This is a genomic window from Natroniella sp. ANB-PHB2, from assembly GCF_046097105.1.
In the GTDB taxonomy this organism is placed as follows: domain Bacteria; phylum Bacillota; class Halanaerobiia; order Halobacteroidales; family Halobacteroidaceae; genus Natroniella.
This window is the reverse complement of record NZ_CP175562.1, coordinates 1,004,844-1,022,620: the sequence shown is the minus strand read 5'-3', so window position 1 is coordinate 1,022,620 and position 17,777 is coordinate 1,004,844. Positions and strand designations below refer to the sequence as shown.

18 protein-coding genes are annotated in these 17,777 nt (G+C 34.5%); 16 read left to right on the top strand and 2 right to left on the bottom strand.

Annotated features, from left to right (window positions below):
• Window positions 1–26: 26 nt before the first annotated feature.
• The 13 genes from ACKF5P_RS05185 (at window position 27) to ACKF5P_RS05125 (ending at window position 11,133) form a co-directional block, all read left to right on the top strand.
• On the top strand, window positions 27–1,199 hold the full coding sequence (locus ACKF5P_RS05185; protein WP_408956429.1) for a type II secretion system F family protein: 1,173 nt from the start codon (window positions 27–29) through the stop codon (window positions 1,197–1,199).
• A 141-nt stretch (window positions 1,200–1,340) separates the two neighbouring features.
• Window positions 1,341–1,748 (top strand): prepilin-type N-terminal cleavage/methylation domain-containing protein, encoded by a 408-nt coding sequence (locus ACKF5P_RS05180; RefSeq protein ID WP_408956428.1) that lies wholly within the window; start codon window positions 1,341–1,343, stop codon window positions 1,746–1,748.
• Window positions 1,749–1,960: 212 nt separating this feature from the next.
• Window positions 1,961–2,446: a type II secretion system protein gene (locus ACKF5P_RS05175; protein ID WP_408956427.1), complete on the top strand. Its 486-nt coding sequence runs from the start codon at window positions 1,961–1,963 to the stop codon at window positions 2,444–2,446.
• A gap of 85 nt (window positions 2,447–2,531) precedes the next feature.
• Window positions 2,532–3,275, top strand: coding sequence for a prepilin peptidase (locus ACKF5P_RS05170; protein ID WP_408956426.1), 744 nt, complete (start codon window positions 2,532–2,534; stop codon window positions 3,273–3,275).
• A gap of 78 nt (window positions 3,276–3,353) precedes the next feature.
• Complete coding sequence (locus tag ACKF5P_RS05165) at window positions 3,354–3,764, top strand: prepilin-type N-terminal cleavage/methylation domain-containing protein (RefSeq protein ID WP_408956425.1); 411 nt, start codon at window positions 3,354–3,356, stop codon at window positions 3,762–3,764.
• A gap of 27 nt (window positions 3,765–3,791) precedes the next feature.
• Window positions 3,792–4,310, top strand: coding sequence for a PilW family protein (locus tag ACKF5P_RS05160; RefSeq protein ID WP_408956424.1), 519 nt, complete (start codon window positions 3,792–3,794; stop codon window positions 4,308–4,310).
• 2 nt (window positions 4,311–4,312) lie between these two features.
• The gene (locus ACKF5P_RS05155; RefSeq protein ID WP_408956423.1) at window positions 4,313–5,296 is read left to right on the top strand and encodes a pilus assembly PilX N-terminal domain-containing protein; all 984 of its coding nucleotides are present in this window, start codon (window positions 4,313–4,315) and stop codon (window positions 5,294–5,296) included.
• A 44-nt stretch (window positions 5,297–5,340) separates the two neighbouring features.
• Window positions 5,341–6,423: a type IV pilus assembly protein PilM gene (pilM, locus tag ACKF5P_RS05150; protein WP_408956422.1), complete on the top strand. Its 1,083-nt coding sequence runs from the start codon at window positions 5,341–5,343 to the stop codon at window positions 6,421–6,423.
• Window positions 6,416–6,976, top strand: coding sequence for a PilN domain-containing protein (locus tag ACKF5P_RS05145; protein WP_408956421.1), 561 nt, complete (start codon window positions 6,416–6,418; stop codon window positions 6,974–6,976). Before pilM ends, ACKF5P_RS05145 begins: the two co-directional genes overlap by 8 nt.
• Window positions 6,976–7,527, top strand: coding sequence for a type 4a pilus biogenesis protein PilO (locus tag ACKF5P_RS05140; RefSeq protein WP_408956420.1), 552 nt, complete (start codon window positions 6,976–6,978; stop codon window positions 7,525–7,527). Before ACKF5P_RS05145 ends, ACKF5P_RS05140 begins: the two co-directional genes overlap by 1 nt.
• A gap of 1 nt (window position 7,528) precedes the next feature.
• On the top strand, window positions 7,529–8,092 hold the full coding sequence (locus ACKF5P_RS05135; protein WP_408956419.1) for a hypothetical protein: 564 nt from the start codon (window positions 7,529–7,531) through the stop codon (window positions 8,090–8,092).
• The gene (locus ACKF5P_RS05130; protein ID WP_408956418.1) at window positions 8,079–9,674 is read left to right on the top strand and encodes a secretin N-terminal domain-containing protein; all 1,596 of its coding nucleotides are present in this window, start codon (window positions 8,079–8,081) and stop codon (window positions 9,672–9,674) included. The genes ACKF5P_RS05135 and ACKF5P_RS05130 overlap by 14 nt, the downstream gene beginning before the upstream one ends.
• Window positions 9,675–9,912: 238 nt before the next feature.
• Window positions 9,913–11,133: a type II secretion system protein GspD gene (locus ACKF5P_RS05125; protein ID WP_408956417.1), complete on the top strand. Its 1,221-nt coding sequence runs from the start codon at window positions 9,913–9,915 to the stop codon at window positions 11,131–11,133.
• Window positions 11,134–11,200: 67 nt separating this feature from the next.
• Here ACKF5P_RS05125 and ACKF5P_RS05120 read toward each other — a convergent pair whose 3' ends face one another.
• Window positions 11,201–13,000, bottom strand: a complete 1,800-nt coding sequence (locus ACKF5P_RS05120; RefSeq protein ID WP_408956416.1) for an EAL domain-containing protein — start codon at window positions 12,998–13,000, stop codon at window positions 11,201–11,203.
• Window positions 13,001–13,452: 452 nt separating this feature from the next.
• Here ACKF5P_RS05120 and ACKF5P_RS05115 point away from each other — a divergent pair, with 452 nt between their 5' ends.
• Together ACKF5P_RS05115 and rbr are read left to right on the top strand one after the other, a co-directional pair.
• Complete coding sequence (locus ACKF5P_RS05115) at window positions 13,453–13,830, top strand: desulfoferrodoxin family protein (RefSeq protein WP_408956415.1); 378 nt, start codon at window positions 13,453–13,455, stop codon at window positions 13,828–13,830.
• Window positions 13,831–13,886: 56 nt separating this feature from the next.
• Window positions 13,887–14,462 (top strand): rubrerythrin, encoded by a 576-nt coding sequence (rbr, locus tag ACKF5P_RS05110; protein WP_408956414.1) that lies wholly within the window; start codon window positions 13,887–13,889, stop codon window positions 14,460–14,462.
• Window positions 14,463–14,527: 65 nt separating this feature from the next.
• Here the strand turns inward: rbr and ACKF5P_RS05105 are convergent, their stop codons facing one another.
• Window positions 14,528–14,872: a four-helix bundle copper-binding protein gene (locus ACKF5P_RS05105; protein WP_408956413.1), complete on the bottom strand. Its 345-nt coding sequence runs from the start codon at window positions 14,870–14,872 to the stop codon at window positions 14,528–14,530.
• Window positions 14,873–15,175: 303 nt separating this feature from the next.
• On the opposite strand from ACKF5P_RS05105, the gene ACKF5P_RS05100 reads away from it, so the two are divergent.
• Entirely contained in the window at window positions 15,176–17,653 is a 2,478-nt protein-coding gene (locus ACKF5P_RS05100) for a heavy metal translocating P-type ATPase (protein ID WP_408956412.1), read from the top strand.
• Window positions 17,654–17,777 lie beyond the last annotated feature (124 nt).

The window sequence follows — 17,777 nt, the reverse complement described above, 5'->3', positions numbered from 1 at the left end:
AGTATAAGGTCCGAGATAGTGAAGGAGTGTTGACTGAAGGTAGAATAGAAGCCGAAAGTGAGAGTGCAGTGGTGATGAGGTTACGCAATCGTGGTTACTATATCACCTCTATTGAAGAGGTCAGTGTTGGTGGAGGTGGTCTACGAGATCGGTTTCATCAATTACAGAAGGTTAATTTAAAGGATCTCTCCCTGTTTTGCCGTCAGTTTGCAACTATGATTGATTCTGGACTTACATTAGTCAGATCACTCAATATTCTTGCTGAACAGACTACTAAACATAAATTACGAGAGGCGATCAACTCTGTAAGAGAGAATGTGGAAGGGGGAATGGCTCTTTCCGAGGCTTTAGCAGAGGAGGATCAGATCTTTCCCCAGCTCTTTATCAGTATGATGGAGGCTGGAGAGATAGGAGGAGTTCTAGATGAAACCCTAAATGAGATGGCTGATCATTTTGAACGAGAGAATGATCTCAATCAAAAGATTACTTCAGCTTTAGCTTATCCGGTTGTAATTATGTTGGTGGCTATGGGAGTGGTGGTTTTTTTGGTAGGGGTTGTCTTACCTACTTTTGTTAATATGTTTGCAGGTATGGATATTGCTTTACCATTACCTACTAGAATTTTGATGGTGATCACCGGCTTTATTACTAATTACTGGTATTTGATTTTGCTAGTATTAGCAACTGGGGTTTTTGCTCTGTATCGTTATTATCAGAGTGAAGATGGGAGAAGAGGGATTGATGATTTACTATTAAAGATACCTCTGGTTGGAGATCTGTTAATCAAGATTGCGGTGACCAGATTCAGTAAAACTCTCTCTATTTTGATTAGAAGTGGAGTTACGATTTTAGAGGGCTTTGAGGTAGTAGCTAGGATCATGACCAATCAAGTGATAGCAGAGAGGATTATGGAAGCTCGCCAGAGTGTCAGTGAGGGCCAAAGCATAGCCACTCCCTTCGTTCAAGATGGCTTATTTCCGACGATGGTATTACAGATGATCAGAGTCGGTGAAGAGACTGGAAATCTCGATGGGATGTTGGAAAAGGTGGCTGATTTTTATGAACGAGAGGTAGAGTATAAGGTTGATGCTATGATCTCCTTGATTGAACCAGCTATGATTCTCATCTTAGGAGTCGTTGTCGGAGGAATTGTAATTTCAGTGATGCTGCCGATGTTTGAGATGATTCAAGGGTTTTGATTAATTCATGTACATAGTGTCAGTGTCGGTGTCAGTAAAAAAACTAACTTTCAAATCCTATGTTTAAGGGGTTTAAAGGGGTTGGCTTACTGACACAGACACGAACCACTGACACTTTATGTTAAGAAAGGAGGGGTGCTGATGGGAAGGTGGGCTAGGGAGGATGGATTTACTTTAATTGAGCTGTTGGTAGTAATTGTAGTTTTAGGAGTTTTGGCGGGGGTTGCAATTCCGAGGTTGAGTGGGATTCAAGAGCGGGCCCAGCGATCTGTCCTAGAGGCCAATGCCAATACTATTCGTAATGTGATGGAGATGTATCGGACATTTGAAGGTGGTTATCCTGATTTAGATGAGATTAGTAATATAGCAGATTTAAATGATGCTTTAGGAGATGAGTTTAGTATCTCTGATTTAGATGTTGAAATAATTGATGACGAAGATTCTCCCTCTGGAGCTGATGATTCATTTACGCTAACTATAGCAGATGATTATGATAATCGGTTAACGATTACTGAGGGAGGTGTTAGTGGTAGAAGTTGGGGCGATTAAGAGTTTAATCTGAATTTCTTAAAGTTTGTAGATAGTTTATTAGTTTTAAGGCCTTGCTCTTACTTATCCTTAACCTGAGACTTAAACTAATTTTAGATTGTTTTTAGATTGAAATATTATACTGTTAATAAACTAATAGTTAATTGTGAGGTTTTGATTTTTAACTATTCAATATTCAGTATTAAATATTAAATAAGAAAGTGGGGATAAAAATGATAACAAAGTTAAGAAGCAAGTTTAGTCGTGAGGATGGTTTTACTTTGGTTGAGTTGATGTTGGTGATTGTGGTCTTGGGAACTTTAGCTGGGGTGGCTGTACCGAGATTGACGGGGATAGGTGATAGAGCAGATAAAGCAGCGGTTGAATCTGACCTGCGTAATATTCAGAATGCATTGGAAATGTATAGGATGGATGTTGGTAATTATCCAGAAACCAGTGACGGATCGGATGATGATGGCTTATCTGAATTAGTTGATCCTAAAGATGATGATGGTAACGCACAGGATGATGGATATACAACTCAGGCTGTGATTGATGATCCGACTGATGATGATGAAGTTTATAATTATGATGTTAATAATGATGATAATGAGTATATTGTCTGGACAAATGAGCAAATTGAAGGAGAGTATATTATATTGGATTCTGATGAAGGATTGGATTCTAATGAGAGTAAACCTAGTTTAGAAAAAGAGTAAACTGTTTAAATTCATTTGAAAATTGATTGGAATATAAATTTAAATGAAATTTATTGTAAAAATAATATTGCTGGGCGGGATTATAATGAATATACTAATCTTTATTTTCGGACTAATGATCGGTAGTTTTCTCAATGTCGTTATCTATCGTCTGCCTGCTGGAAAATCAATAGTCTTTCCTCGCTCCCAGTGTGGTCACTGCCAGACTAAGCTCGGTGCTTGGGATCTAATACCTGTTGTTAGTTACTTGCTGTTGGGGGGGCGGTGTCGTTATTGTAAGAGCAGATTTTCTTTACAGTATCCAGTGGTGGAGTTCTTGACCGGACTCCTCTTTCTGCTCCTTTATCAGCAGTACTCTTTAGGCTCTCAGTTTCTAGTCTATAGCTTTCTGTTAACACTTTTAATACCAGCCAGTGTGATTGACTTACAGAAAAGAATTATCCCCAATCAGATCAATTATTTTGGGATTGGGGTCGGACTTATATTCAGTTTATTATTTAATCATATCTCTTTAATTTCATCTCTGCTTGGGATAGTAATAGCAGGTGGAGCTCTTTTATTACTGGCGGTAGTGAGTGGTAGTATGGGCATGGGTGATGTCAAATTTTTAGCAATGATTGGCAGTTTTGTGGGAGCAAGAGTGGCTCTGTATAGTCTCTTTTTTGGCTCACTGCTCGGCTCAGTTGTGCTCTTACCCTTGATGATAGCAGGTGTTATAGGGAGAAAGACTCGGATTCCATTTGGGCCACTGATTGCTTTAGGAGCGGTGATGATGCTTTTAGGTGGAGAGCAGATCATTGCGTGGTATTTGAACCTTTTTGGAGTTTGATGAATAGAGTTGTGAGCTTATAACATCTATAAAAATTTAACTGTCAATTATCAATTGTAAATTAACTAGGGGGGAGTAATGCTGATGATCTATAAAGAGATTTTTTCTAAAGAAGAAGCATTCAGTCTACTTGAGGTTGTCATCGGGATTGCTATTCTCTCTATTGTCTTAATACCTACTTTGAGTTTTTTCAGTAATAGTCTCGGCTTTATAGGTAGGATTGACCAACGGACTCGGGCTTTGAATTTGGCCCAACAGACTATGGAGGAGTTAAAAGCTGATGCTGAGCGAGATTTTAATCTTTTAGAAGATAAATGGAATGATTATCAGGAGGAAGAAGTTGTTTTTTCAATAAAAGTGGTTGTTGGTGAATTTCCTACTGAACCGGATAAAAATATTAAAAAGATAACGGTTACTGTTTCTTGGGAAGATCAAAAGATTAAATTAGTAACTTTAATTGCAGAAAAGTCATTTTTGATTGAAGATTAATTATTAATTAATTCTGGGGGTGGGTTTATGCAAAGCTTTCATAGAGAACAGAAGGCTGTAACGTTAATAGAACTGATGATTGTAATAGCTATTATCGGAGTTGTTTTTACAGCTATCTATAATACTCACCTGACAGGCTGGAGGGTCTGGAACTTTAGTCAAGATCGTGTGAAACTTCAACAGACGGCTAGGTTATTAATGATGCGGATTTCTAGAGATGCCAGAAGTGCTAGGAAGCTGAAAATAGAGCCTGATGGTTATATGGTTACTTTATATTATGGTCAAGGTGATGATTTAGAAGAGATAAGATATGAAATTGACAAAGATAATAAAAAACTGAGAAGAAGTGAAAAAGAAAAAGGTAATAGTAATTTTGGGGAGCCAGAGTTGTTTGCTACTGGAATAATAGATATTGAAGCTTATCAGGAAGAACCTTTTAAAAAAGATGGTGGAATTTTCGAAGTCATCTTTAATCTGAAAACAGGTAATCAAGGTGATAGCTTCGAGACTAAGATATATCTTAGAAATTATAAAGGGGGTGGGTAAGGGTGCTTATCCATCAAGAAGAGGGATCGGTGCTGGTGTTGGCCCTGCTGGTGATGATTATCTTAACTGTTTTAGTTACGGGAATGTCTGTTTTAGTTAATAGTGAGATTAGATTAACTAGTAGCAATGAAGGTTCTGTTAAAGCTTTTTATTTAGCTGAAGCAGGTTTGGAATATGGTCGATCTAAACTAGGTGATGAAACTGCTTGGAAGGATAGAAACGGTGATGAGTTTGTTGTACCTAATAATGATGATTGGTTTAATAATATAGTTGATAGTGAAAATGAAATTAAAGTAAAAAAGTATAAAAATAAAGATGGGGAAGATGATTGGATTTATAAGCTTGAAAGTACTGGTACTTACACTAATAGCAGTAGAACTGTAGAGGCAAAGTTTGTTGTTGAGGGTTTTTCCTATGAAGAGGTAGAGGATGCTTATGATGAGGATGGTAATTTAGAAAATGCACATATTTTTACTGAAGAATATATTGATGTGCATATGAGTGGAGGAGGAGATATTAAAAATACAACTATAGAATCAACTGAAAACGAGGTTGATATAAAAATTGCTGGTGGTGGAGGCGATAATGAAATTAAAAATGTTCTTATTAAATCTAAGGAAGGAATTGAGACAGACTTAGCAAGTGGAGGAAATATGGAATGCGTGGTTTTTGAATCAGAAGGAGATGTTACAATAAAGCCTAGTAATAATACTACAATGGAAAATGTAGTTATTAAGTCTAAAGGAGAGGTTGAAATTGACTTAGGACAAGGGGCTGTAATGAATAATGTAATAATTTATGTTGTAAGTGCTGATATAGATAAAGTTGAGATAAAGGAAAGGGGCGGTTCTACTTTTGAAGAAGGAGTAGACTATATTATTAAAAACTATGATGACAGTAGCTTTTCTAATGAACTTGAGTGTGATCCAGGTTATGACAAAAGTGAAGAAGATAGATATATAATTGATCCGTGGTCAGAAAGATAGTCAATAATTAAATTGTACAAAGAATTAACGAAGGGGGTGGTGAGGTGAAATTAATCAATAAGGTTAATAATTTATTTCAAAATAAAATAGAGGTTCTTTTCCAAAACAATATCTCAGGTCTGCTTAATAAAGAGGTGATCGGTCTTGATATCGGCTCTAATATGATCAAAATTGTAAGTGCTGACCTAGATGGAGAAGAGATTGTACTTAAGAACTTGGCTGTAGTACCAACCCCTCCTGATGCAGTAGAAGAAGGAAAGTTATTAGATTTGGAAGCTTTAAGTGCTAAGATAGATGGACTATTGAGTACTAATGGTTTTGAACCTACTCACGTAGTGGCTGCTATCAGTGGGGAGGAGCTAATTAGCAGAATGGTGGAAATCCCTGCTATGCCTAAAGAAGAGCTGCCAGAAGCTGTTAAATGGGAGGCCCAAGAGCAGCTTCCGATGTCTTTAGAGAATGTAATCTTAGATTATGAAATTATTAACCGCAAAGAAAATGGTAGTTACGAGTTAATGTTGGTAGCGGTTGATCGAGATATTATAGATAATTATTTAGAACTATTTGAGAGGTTAGATTTAAAGGCTCTTGCTATCGAGATAGAACCGTTAGCTTTGATTAGAGCGATTGAACATCTCTACTCGGGCCAAACCTTGGCCATTATAGATATGGGAGCTTCGACTACCGATGTTTCAATTTGTAGTCAGGGCCAACTTCTATTTACTCGAACTATCAGTGTAGGTGGAGACAATATTACTGAAGAGGTGGCTGACAATCATGAGTTGGAGCTGGCAGAAGCGGAAGAGTATAAGTGTAATAATAATCTCTTTGAAGGGGAGTTAGGATTGATTATTAGAAATCTAACTACTACTATATACAGGTCTCTAGATTACTTTCAAGTTAAATTTAAAGGTTATAATATAGAACAGGTGATTTTAACTGGAGGCGGAAGTAGATTGATAGGTTTTGATCAGCATTTAAGTGAGGAGTTTGGAATAGAGGTCACAAAATTAGAGTTATTAGATTCCTTAAGGGTTGAAACAGAGAATAATATGGAGCTAGCTGCACAGCAGTTGCTAGGAGTAAGTGTAGGGTTGGCTTTAAGGGGTGTAACAGGTAATGATTAATCTATTACCATCTAAGTATTTAGAGGAGCAGAAGACCGACTGGATGAAGATTATAACTAGCAGTTTAGTAGTAGTTATTCTCTTAGTAGTTGTTGTTAGCTCTGTACGATTAGTTTTACATAATAGAGAAGAGAGAATGAAGCTGAAAATAACAGAAAATAAGCTAAGTCAGGTTCAAGCGGAATTAGAAGATTTATCAGCCGTGGAAAATAAAAAAGAGGAGTTAGTAAGTAGGCTTAAAAATAGAGCTGAGATCATAGGTAAACAGGTGGACTGGTTATCTATGATGGGAGAGTTGGAATTATTGATGCCTAAAGGAGCTTGGATTGAGGAGTTTAATATTTATTCAGCTACAGATTTTAACCTTGATGGCTATGTTTTAAGAGCTGAGGTAAGAAATTTGGTTGAAAGGTTAGAGACTTCACCTTATTTTAGTGATTTAGAGGTTGATTATGTTGAACAAAGGGATATTAGTTATTTAGATTATGCAGAAGAGAAAGCTATATTCTTTAAATTGAGTGGTACTATAGCTAGAAGTCAGGGTGATCGATGATGGAACTTAGAGGATTGACTTCTAGAGAGAAGAAATTATTAATTATCCTTATGGTTGTATCTATTGTAGCAGGAACTTATCATTTTTTTTATGCTCCGCAGTGGGAAGAAAGGGCTAGACTGGAAGTTGAGCTGGAAGAGAAGTTACATAAGTTGGAATTGAGTAGTTTTCAATTGCGCAAAATTAGGCTTTTAAGAGAGGAAATAAAGAAGTTAGAGGAGTTGAAAGAAGGAGGAGTTGAATTTTTAGAGGTTGGGCAAAGGAATAGATTGATCGTAGACCTTGATGAAGCAGCCTTAGTAGCAGGAATGGAATTAGTGAGTATCAGTCCGGCTAATACTCGTAAAGAAAATGAATATATCCAGTATCCGGTCAACTTAGCCTTGGTTGGAGATTATAGTGGTTTGTTGGACTTTATCAAGGAGTTATCTGAATTTGATTATTTAGTGCGGGCCAATAATTTAGAAATTTCTTTAGCATCAACTTTAAGTAGAGAGATCATCTTTGAAATAGAGGTAATAGGTTATGCCTTCAAAGAGGAGGGGGATTGAGTTGGTTACTAAATTTAAAGATATCTTTAGTTCAGTCAATTTAAAAGTCTTTTTAATTTTTTTACTTGCCCTCTTTTTCTTTGGTAGTGGTGTTATCTTATCTTATGTTTTTTTGAATGGTCTTCTTTTCAATCAAGGTTTAGTTGAATTTGAAGATGAGTTAAAAACTATGATTGATAGACAACGTAGAGCTGAGGTTGAGGTTCAATTACCTACTGACTTAAAAGAGTTAAGTACTAGAAAGAATAATTTAGCCTCCATAGACTATGAGCTAAATAATAGAAATCCCTTTAAGATAGAAGAAGTTAAGAAAGTAAAAGAGATTGAAGATAGAGAATCTGATGGGAAAGAGAATATAGAGCTTGATAGAAGGGTTGAAGTGATAGGAATTTTAGGAGCGGAGACTGATAGAAAAGCTATTTTGGAGGTTAGTGGTAGTAGTTATATAGTCGATCAAGGTTTTGAAGTTGAATGGTTAAAGGTTAAATCAATAACAGCTAAAGAGGTTATTATCCTTCAAGATGGCCAGCAGGTTACTTATAGACTAGGAGGTGAAGAAGATTAAATTTAAGCATAAGATTTTAACTATTATTCTGTTAGTGGGATTTAGCACTTTATTTTTAACTACAAATGTAGTGGAATCGTTTACTGAGAATGAATCTATATTGGAGTCTAAAGTTAATGATACAAAGATAGATCTGAATCTGAGAGGGGTTGAGCTAAGAGATGCTTTTAGTGCTTTAGCTGAGATAGCTGATATAAATATAGTTGCTGATGCTTCGCTAGAAGGGCAAGTTACGCTTAATTTGAAGCAGCTTGAATTTTTTGAAGCGTTAGATCTTTTGACTAAAACCAATGGTTTAGATTATAAGATGCTTCATAATTCAGTAGTAATCTCAACACCTGAACGTTTAAAAGAGTTCTATACTGAAAAGGAGACTCTAGTTTTTGAGCTTAATAATTCTGAGCCTGATGAGATAAAAGAGACTTTAAATTTGATTATAGATGATGGTAATATCAGAGTTGATGATCGGACAAAAAGCCTGATAGTTACTGCTTCTCAAGAGGAACTTAAGACAGTAGAAAGCTTGATTGGTGAACTTGATATAGCTAAAAAGCAGATTGCTCTAGAAGTTAGAATAGAGGAGTTTTCCCATGATAAGATGGAAGAGATAGGTTTGAGTGGAGATGATTTGAGTTTAGATAATCTGAGCACTTTAAATTATAAAGGTTATACAGATATTTTAAAATTTATAGAAAGTAAAGGTGAGAGTAGTATTTTGGCCCGGCCACAAATTTCTACTATTGATGGTGAAGCCGCTACTATTATGATCGGAGATGAGGAGCCTATTTTCACTTATAGTGTAGATCAAGATGGTAATGAGCAAGTATCGGTTGACTATCGAGAAGTAGGAATTGATCTGGAGATCACTCCACGGATTACAGAGAATGAGCAGATATTTGTGGAGGTAGTGCCAGAGATAACGGCAATTATAGAGTATAGAGATGACCGAGTGACAGGAAATCAATATCCAGTCTTCAGTAATCGTAGAGTAGAGACGAATATTCGAGTAGCTGATGGAGAGACGATTGTGATTGGTGGTTTGATCAAGGATGAAGAATTTGAGAGAAAGCGGAAATTACCGTTGTTAGGTGATCTTCCACTTCTGGGAAGACTATTCAGTTGGACTACAACTGAATATGATAAGACAGAACTGGTTATTTTTATGACTCCTACTATTATAGAAGATATGGTTAAACAGGAAGAGAAATCACTAGCAAAGGAAGAAGAACTAGAGGAGTTAAAAGAAGAAAAAGAAGGTGAAAAGTGGATTGAGATAAAAGAGGATGAAGCTTTTGAACAGGAGGTAACTAGTTCTATCTATGCAGTCCAAGTTGGTGCATTTGAAGAAAAAGTGAATGCTTATAATATTATTAATGAGTTGGAGGAGATGGATTATTCAGCCTATATTATTCCTTACAAGGGGCTTAAGCTAGTCCATGTAGGTTCCTTTACGGAGTGGATTGAGGCTCAAAGTCTAGCTAATCGCTTAAAGGAGGATGACTTCCCTTTTGTTTTAGAGTTATTTCCAGAAAAGGAATATTTAGAATGGAAACAACTTTATTTAGAGACTGAAGAGAAGTAAGATAGTGAATATAGAAGAGATACTAGTAGGAAACTAAGTTTTAAAACATAATATTTTTTTAGTTTTTGTGTTGGCCCGGATTACTTTAAAGTAATCCGGTTTTTTTATTAGGGCCGTCTATCAATTAAATTTGTAAAATAATAATATTATTTCCAATAAAATCATAATTTAAAATTAAAGGGGTAAAACATTATAGGAGGTGATCTTAATTAGAATTAAAACAAGGTTGATATGTATAGTGATCTTGCTAATTTGTTTTGTGAACATAAATCTTTCTCCTTTAGTTAAAGCAGATGAAGTTATTATGGAGGAGATAGATGGTATTAGCCTAGATTTTAAAGAAGCAGAATTACAGGATATTTTTAGAATTCTAACTGAATTATCTGGTGTTAATTTGATAGTTGATAGTTCTGTTCAAGGAAGAGCAACTGTAACCTTACAAGAACTTTCTTTACTAGAAATTATAGAACTAATAACTACTACTCATGATTTAGAGTATAGAATTGTTGATGGAACAGTGGTTATCTTTCCTGCTGGAAATTTACAAGCAAGATTTGATCAACAAGTTACTGAAGTATTTCAATTGAAAAATTCAGAACCCGAGCAATTAAAAGAGAGTTTAAATTCCATAATTGATGATAGTAAGGTTGTAATTGATCAACGGACTAATAGCTTGGTTATAACTACTTACGAAAGCAATTTAGAAAAAGTAGAGAGCTTGATCACAAAACTAGACTTAGCTAAAGAACAAGTAGCTTTAGAGGTTAAGTTAGTAGAAATTTCTTATAATAAAAAGGATAGTTTGGGAATTGATTGGCAATTTAGTGATCTTAAGTTTAATCGTTCTGGAGGTGATGGAACAGGCTTTAAAATAGGAAATACTCTTTTTAATTATAATGCAGTTTTGAACTTATTAGAATTACAAGCGGAAGCATCTATTTTAGCAAGTCCTCAACTTGCTACTCTTGATGGAGAAAAAGCAACGATTAGGATTGGTGATCGAGAACCAATTACAAGGGATGTAGGTGAGGGAGAGGTTGATGTAGAGTTTGTAGATGTTGGGATTAGTTTGCAAATGACTCCACGAATAACTGATCAGGATCAGGTATTGATCAAGTTAAAACCTGAGGTAAGTGCCGTTACAGGAACGGGCCAAAATAATGATTATCCAGTGATTAGCACTAGGGAGGTTGAAACTCAAATTAGAGTTGCAAGTAATGAGACGATTGCAATTGGTGGTTTAATTAAGGAGGAAGAGATAAAAAACAACTCTAAAGTTCCAATCCTTGGAGATGTACCTTTAATAGGTTATTTATTTAACAAAGAGACAGCTGCTTTACAGAAGACGGAACTAGTGATTTTTATTACCCCTCAGATTATGACTGGTGATTCTCAAAGGGGAGTCAATTCAGATGCTGTCGAAGAGTTTATACGTAAGCAAAGTTCAGAGGAATGGTAAAGGAGAAAGAGTATTTTATTTTAAAGAAATAAGCATTAAATAAAGCTAGGTTAACTTTGTGATCAGCTTAAGCTGAATCTAAATTAAAGCCTCTGCTTTTTTTCAATAACTCTTCAAATTCACTAGCAGATACAGGTTTGCTAAATAGATATCCTTGTGCTTCATCACAATTATAATCTTTAGCTAAATCAAACTGTTGTTCTGTCTCAATACCTTCAGCGACAGTTTTAATATTTAACTTTTTAGCCATAGCTATAATAGCAGATACAATAGCACTCTTTCCTTTTTTACTAGAGATGTCCTTAATAAAGGAGCGATCTATTTTCAAGATATCTATTGGGAATTTGGTTAAATAACTTAAAGAAGAATAACCAGTACCAAAATCATCTAACAAGACTGAAATTCCCATTTCCTTAAACCTTTCTAAGATAGAGCTGGTCAAAGGAATATTTTGCATGGCTATACTTTCTGTAATTTCAATTCCTAACAAATTAGGTTTTAGGTTTGTAGAGGCAAGTATATCTTTTACTGTCTTCTCTAAGTCAGGCTTATGTAACTGTTGAGCTGAAAGATTAACAGAAATTTTAATTGGGTTATGTCCTGTTTCAATCCAGTGATTAATTTGCTGACAAGCATTCTTCAAAACATAGTTACCTAAGGGAACGATTAGTCCTGTCTCTTCAGCTAAAGGAATAAATTTACCTGGTGAAATTAGACCACGCTGTGGATGATTCCAGCGGACTAGTGCTTCTGCTTTAGTAATTTTTCCGGTTTTAAAATCTACAATTGGTTGATAATAGACTTCTAATTGATCACTTTGAATTGCTTTTCTCAAGTCTCTTTCTATAAATAACTTTTCATTAACCTTATGATTCATATCAATATCATATAATTCAAAGCGGTTACCTCTAATCTCTTTAGCGCGATAGACTGCTATATCAGCATTTTTCAATAAATCTTCTGCTGTTTTACCATCGGAAGGATAAAGGGCAATACCTATGCTAGCTGTTAAATTAAACTCCTTCCCATTAACTGTAAAGTCTTCTTCAAAGAGACTTAAAATTTCTTTAGCAATTGTTTTAATTTCTTTTTTTGGTCTTTTAATTTCAGTTAATAGCCCTATAAATTCATCTCCTCCCATTCGAGCAATTGTATCCCTTTCTTTTAGGATTTCTTGCAATTGCTCTCCTACGCTTTTTAAGATTAAATCCCCAATTTTATGACCGTGGATACTATTAATTAGTTTAAAACGATCAATATCAAGAAATATTACTGCAAAGCTTTTATTGTTATTTGATGCATATTCAACTTCTTTTTTGAATTGTTGATTGAAATATTTACGATTGGGTAGACCTGTTACGGAATCATGTTGTTCTTGATATGTTAAAGATTTTTTAGTTTCCTCTAATTTTGTTATATCTATTCCTACAGCTAAAATAGAGTGCTCTTTTTGAGCAGGGTTCTTAAGATTAGAAAAAGTCCAAGAGATAAAGTATTCTTGTTTATTACAATCTTCATTTTTGTTACAATTAATAGTGGTTATGAAAGGAGATTTTTTTCGCTTGTTTTTATTTAATATATCAAAAAAGATATTTTGTAACTCTTTTCTATCTGTATTATTTTTAATGAGTTTAAAGAAATGTTCACCAATGATTTCTTTGGATTGGTAGCCTGTCAATATTTCTGAATTTTCATTAAATGAAGTGATATTATAATTCTTGTCTAAAGTAATTATTAGTGAGTTAGTAGTATTAATGATTTCTTGTTGGAAATTTTGTTTAAGAGTTAGTTTCTGTTTAATTCTATTATGTCTTGAGTGTGAAATGATTAAAATTACAGTAATTATTATTAATATTATAATTAGCAATTAAGTTTCCTCCTTAATAGTGTTCTTACTTAAATTAGATATGTTAACTTCTATCTGCACATTGCTTTATAATGTATATAATTAAAATTCAAACTTCTAAGAGATAAGGTTAATTAACTTACTTATATTTAATTGTAAAATTGGTCCAGCATTTGTAAATGATTAAAGATTAAAAATTTTGATTTTAAAGCCACACTACCTAATTCTATATTAACATTAATTTTCCTTTAATAAATTAATAAACATTTCAAACTAAATTCTTCTATAATTAGTTATATAATTTATGAGAAGTGATCTAAAATTAAAGAAAAAAATTAGAAAAATAAGCAGGAAAAATAGTTTTAGTCTAGAAATACTATTTTAAGAGTAATAATTATTACTACAAATAAGAGTTATTTATTCTACAGTAATTTTTAACTAGACGATTAAAAATTAAATTTAGGAGGGGAATAATGACTAAATTAAGAGAATTATATAGGTGTACTAAGTGTGACAATGTAATTGAAATTGTTCATCAAGGTGCACCAGCTTTGGTCTGTTGTGGTGAAAAGATGGAGCAATTAGAGGCTCAAACTGGTGATCCTAATCAGCAAAAACATGTTCCGATAGTTGAAGAGGTTGATGATGGAGTTGAAGTAGTTGTTGGTAGTACTCATCATCCGATGGAAGAAGAGCACTATATTAAATTCATTGAAGTTTTAACCGCTGATCAGGTTCTGCGTGCTGAACTTGATGTAGATCAAAAGCCAGTAGTTCAATTTAATGTTGATAAGGATGAAATAGTTGAAGTACGTGAGTATTGTAATTTACATGGATTATGGAAAGCGTAGCTAAAAGATGATAGTTATTCTAGATCTAAAAAAGTAGATAAAGGGGAGATTTATTTATGGCAAAGTTAAAAGGAACTGAAACTGAGAAAAATTTATTGAAAGCTTTTGCGGGAGAGTCTCAAGCAAGAAATAGGTATAGCTTCTTTGCGTCCGTAGCTAAAAAAGAAGGGTATAATCAGATTGCTAGTATCTTTTCAGAAACAGCTCGTAATGAAAGAGCTCATGCTAAGACTTTCTTTAAGTTTTTAGAAGGTGGGGATGTAGAAATAACTGCTGCTTATCCAGCAGGGGTGATTGGTACAACTGAGGAAAATTTAAAAGCATCTGCAGAAGGAGAAAATGAAGAACATACAGAATTATATCCTAAATTTGCGGATGTAGCTGAAGAAGAAGGGTTTACTAAAATAGCCCAGGTCTTTAGAGAGATAGCTAAAGTGGAAGCAGAGCATGAGAAAAGATATTTGACTTTACTAGAAAATATTAAAGAAGATAAAGTATTTAAGAGAGATGAAGTAGTAAGATGGAAGTGTGATAATTGTGGTTATGTTTACGAAGGTAAGAAAGCTTTAGAAGTTTGTCCTTCTTGTGCTCATCCAAAGAGCTACTTTGAATTGAAAGAACAGAATTACTAATTTCACTGTATTTAACCCCTGCCGCATATGCGGCAGGGGTATTTTTATGGGCCAATCATTTTAGTTTAAGGTTGAGCCATGTTACGACATTCAGTAGCACATTGACGACAGATTTTAGCACAAGGCTGGCAGTGTGGATCATCGAATTTTTCACATTCAGTAGCACAGGCGTTACAGATATCTGCACATAAGTTGGCAATTTCGGTAGCAAAGTCACTATTTCTAGTCATAAATTTGGTAGTTAAGGCACAGATATCAGCACAATCTCTGAGTAGTTCAATGCATGTAATACGCTGATCGACATCAGGAGCATTCAAGCAAGCATCTAAGCAAAACTCACATTCATTCAAGCACTTAGCAGTAAGTTCAATACAGGTCTGATATTTATCCATATGGGTTGTCATAGTCATATGTATTCCTCCTTTTATTTTATTATTGGATAAGTATGGATAAAATATGTTGAGATTAATTACAAAACAGCTTAAGTTTGAGTTTGAGGTTAAGGCAATCGTTAAAAACATAAAGGTTTTTAGTTCTTACTTAAACTTAGACTTGGACTTAAACTATATATCAATTAAAATGAAAAAGACTTGACATAATGGTCAAGGTATGGTAATCTTATAACCACAACATACCCCCAGGGGGTAAAAAAGTATTAATTTTACTAACAAGGTAAACAATATACTAAGAAATAATTAGAGGAGGGATGACAGATGAGTTCTACAGCACAAAAAGAGAATGAGCAAACAAAGAAAGTTACTTTAAAGGTTTCAGGAATGACTTGTACTAGTTGTTCTCAGCGTGTGGAGAAGAATTTACAACAAGAAGAAGGGATAAAATCAGTACAGGTTAATTTTGCTGTTGAAAAAGCTTATATTGAATATAAGCCAGCACAAATTGAGCTTGATCAAGTATTTGAATTGATCGATCAGGCAGGCTATAAAGCTGAGTTAATGAATGACCAACAGAAAAAGTTGAGCTTACAGTTAGCAGGGATGACCTGTACAGCTTGTGCACAGCGAGTGGAAAAGAGTTTAAAGCAATTATCTGGAGCTAAAGAGGTCAATGTTAATTTTACTATGGAAAAAGCTACGATTAAATATGATCCTAGTCAAATAACTACTGAAGAAATTAAGAAGACGATTGAAAAAACAGGATATGAAGTGATTGATCAAGAGAGAGAAGAAGAAGTGGATCGAGAGCAGAAGAAAGTAGATGAAGCTTTTAAAAGAATGATTTTTGGTATTGCATTTGCTGCTCCAATTATGATTTTGATGATGATTCATATGTTTATTATAGAGATTCCTTATTATTTTACTATAATTACAATTTTAGGTTTTCCTCCAATAGTAATTGCTGGTTGGGAGACTCACAAAGCGAGTTTTAAAGCAGTTAAAAATTTGAGTCCTAATATGGATACTTTGGTAACTATGGGTTCTTTGATTGCTTATCTTTTGAACTTTTTAGCCTTCTGGTTACCAATAATATCATTTGTTGAGATGGCAGCTTCGATTATAACTTTACATTTAGTAGGTAGATATTTAGAAGCGAAAGCAAAAGGAAAGGCTTCGCAAGCAATTAAGAAGTTATTAGAAATGGAAGCAAAAGAAGCAAGGATAATTGTCGATGGAGAAGAAAAAGAAGTGCCGATTGAAGATCTTCAAGAAGACGATATTATGTTAATCAAGCCGGGAGAGAAGATTCCAACTGACGGTGTAGTAGTTGATGGACAGAGTACTGTTGATGAATCGATGGCGACTGGAGAGTCTTTACCAGTAGAAAGAAAAGAAGGGGATGAAGTGATTGGTTCTACTATTAACAAGCAAGGGATGTTAAAGGTTAAAGCAACTAAAGTAGGTAAAGATACCTTCTTCTCTCAAGTAATTAAGATGGTTGAAGAGTGCCAAGGTTCTAAGGTTCCAATTCAAGAGTTTGCAGATAGGATAACCGGTTATTTTGTGCCAGGGGTATTAGTACTTGCTACGTGGGCTTTTATTTCTTGGATGGTATTTCCTGAATTTCATCGTGGAGTTTTAGAAATATTTAATTTACCATGGACTTTTCCTGATTTATCTATCTTAGCTTTGGCAATCTTAGCTACGATTTCGGTCTTAGTTATTTCTTGTCCATGTGCGTTAGGTTTAGCTACGCCGACAGCAATTATGGTTGGTAGTGGTTTAGGAGCAGAAAATGGTGTTTTGATCAGAAAAGGTGAAGCTATTCAGACGATTAAGGATACAAAGATTATTGCTTTCGATAAAACAGGAACGATTACGAAAGGTGCTCCAGAAGTTACTGATATATTGAGCTTTAATAATTATAGTCAACAGGCTGTATTATTATATGCTGGGAGTATAGAGGTTGCTTCTGAACATCCATTAGGGCAAGCCATTGTAGAAGGAGCTAAAGCAGAAGGTATTGAGCTTCAGGAAGTAACAGACTTTTCTTCAATTACTGGGAAAGGTGTTAGAGGAGTAGTAGATGATCAAGAAATACTAATTGGTAATCGAAGGTTGATGAATGAGAATAATATAGAGCATACTGAGCATGGCTCTGAATTAGAAAGATTAGAAAAAGAAGCTAAAACAGCTATGTTGTTGGCTGTTGATGGGAAGTTAGCTGGAATTATAGCGGTAGCTGATACAATCAAGGAAGATTCTACTCAAGCTATTGCTGAGATTGAGAAGATGGGGATTAAAACAGCAATGATTACAGGTGATAATCAACGGACTGCTGAAGCAATTGCTGATAAAGTAGGTATTAGTAGGGTCTTAGCTGAGGTATTACCAGAAGGTAAAGTAGATGAGGTAGAAAAATTACAAGAGGAATATGATACAGTAGCTATGGTTGGAGATGGAATTAATGATGCTCCAGCCTTAAAGCAAGCAAATGTTGGTATAGCTATTGGAACTGGAACTGATATTGCGATTGAAGCAGCAGATATTACTCTTGTTCGAGGAGATTTAAGTGCTGTAATTTCAGCTATTAAATTATCCAATGCTACTTTTAATAAGATTAAACAGAATTATTTTTGGGCTTGGTTCTATAATGCTTTAGCTATTCCAGCAGCCTTTTTTGGATTAATTCATCCTATTATTGGAGCTGCAGCAATGGCTACCAGCTCAATTAATGTAGTTTTGAATTCTACACGATTGAAAAAAGTTAATATTAAACCATCTTATAAAGATTAATTAATAAAGAATTCATCTGAAATTTCAGGTGAATTCTTTGTGTTTAATAATAGTATATTAGAGTTGAATTAACAGATCATCAGAGTTTAAATAAAATTTAATAATTTCTTAATAATTTCTTAAT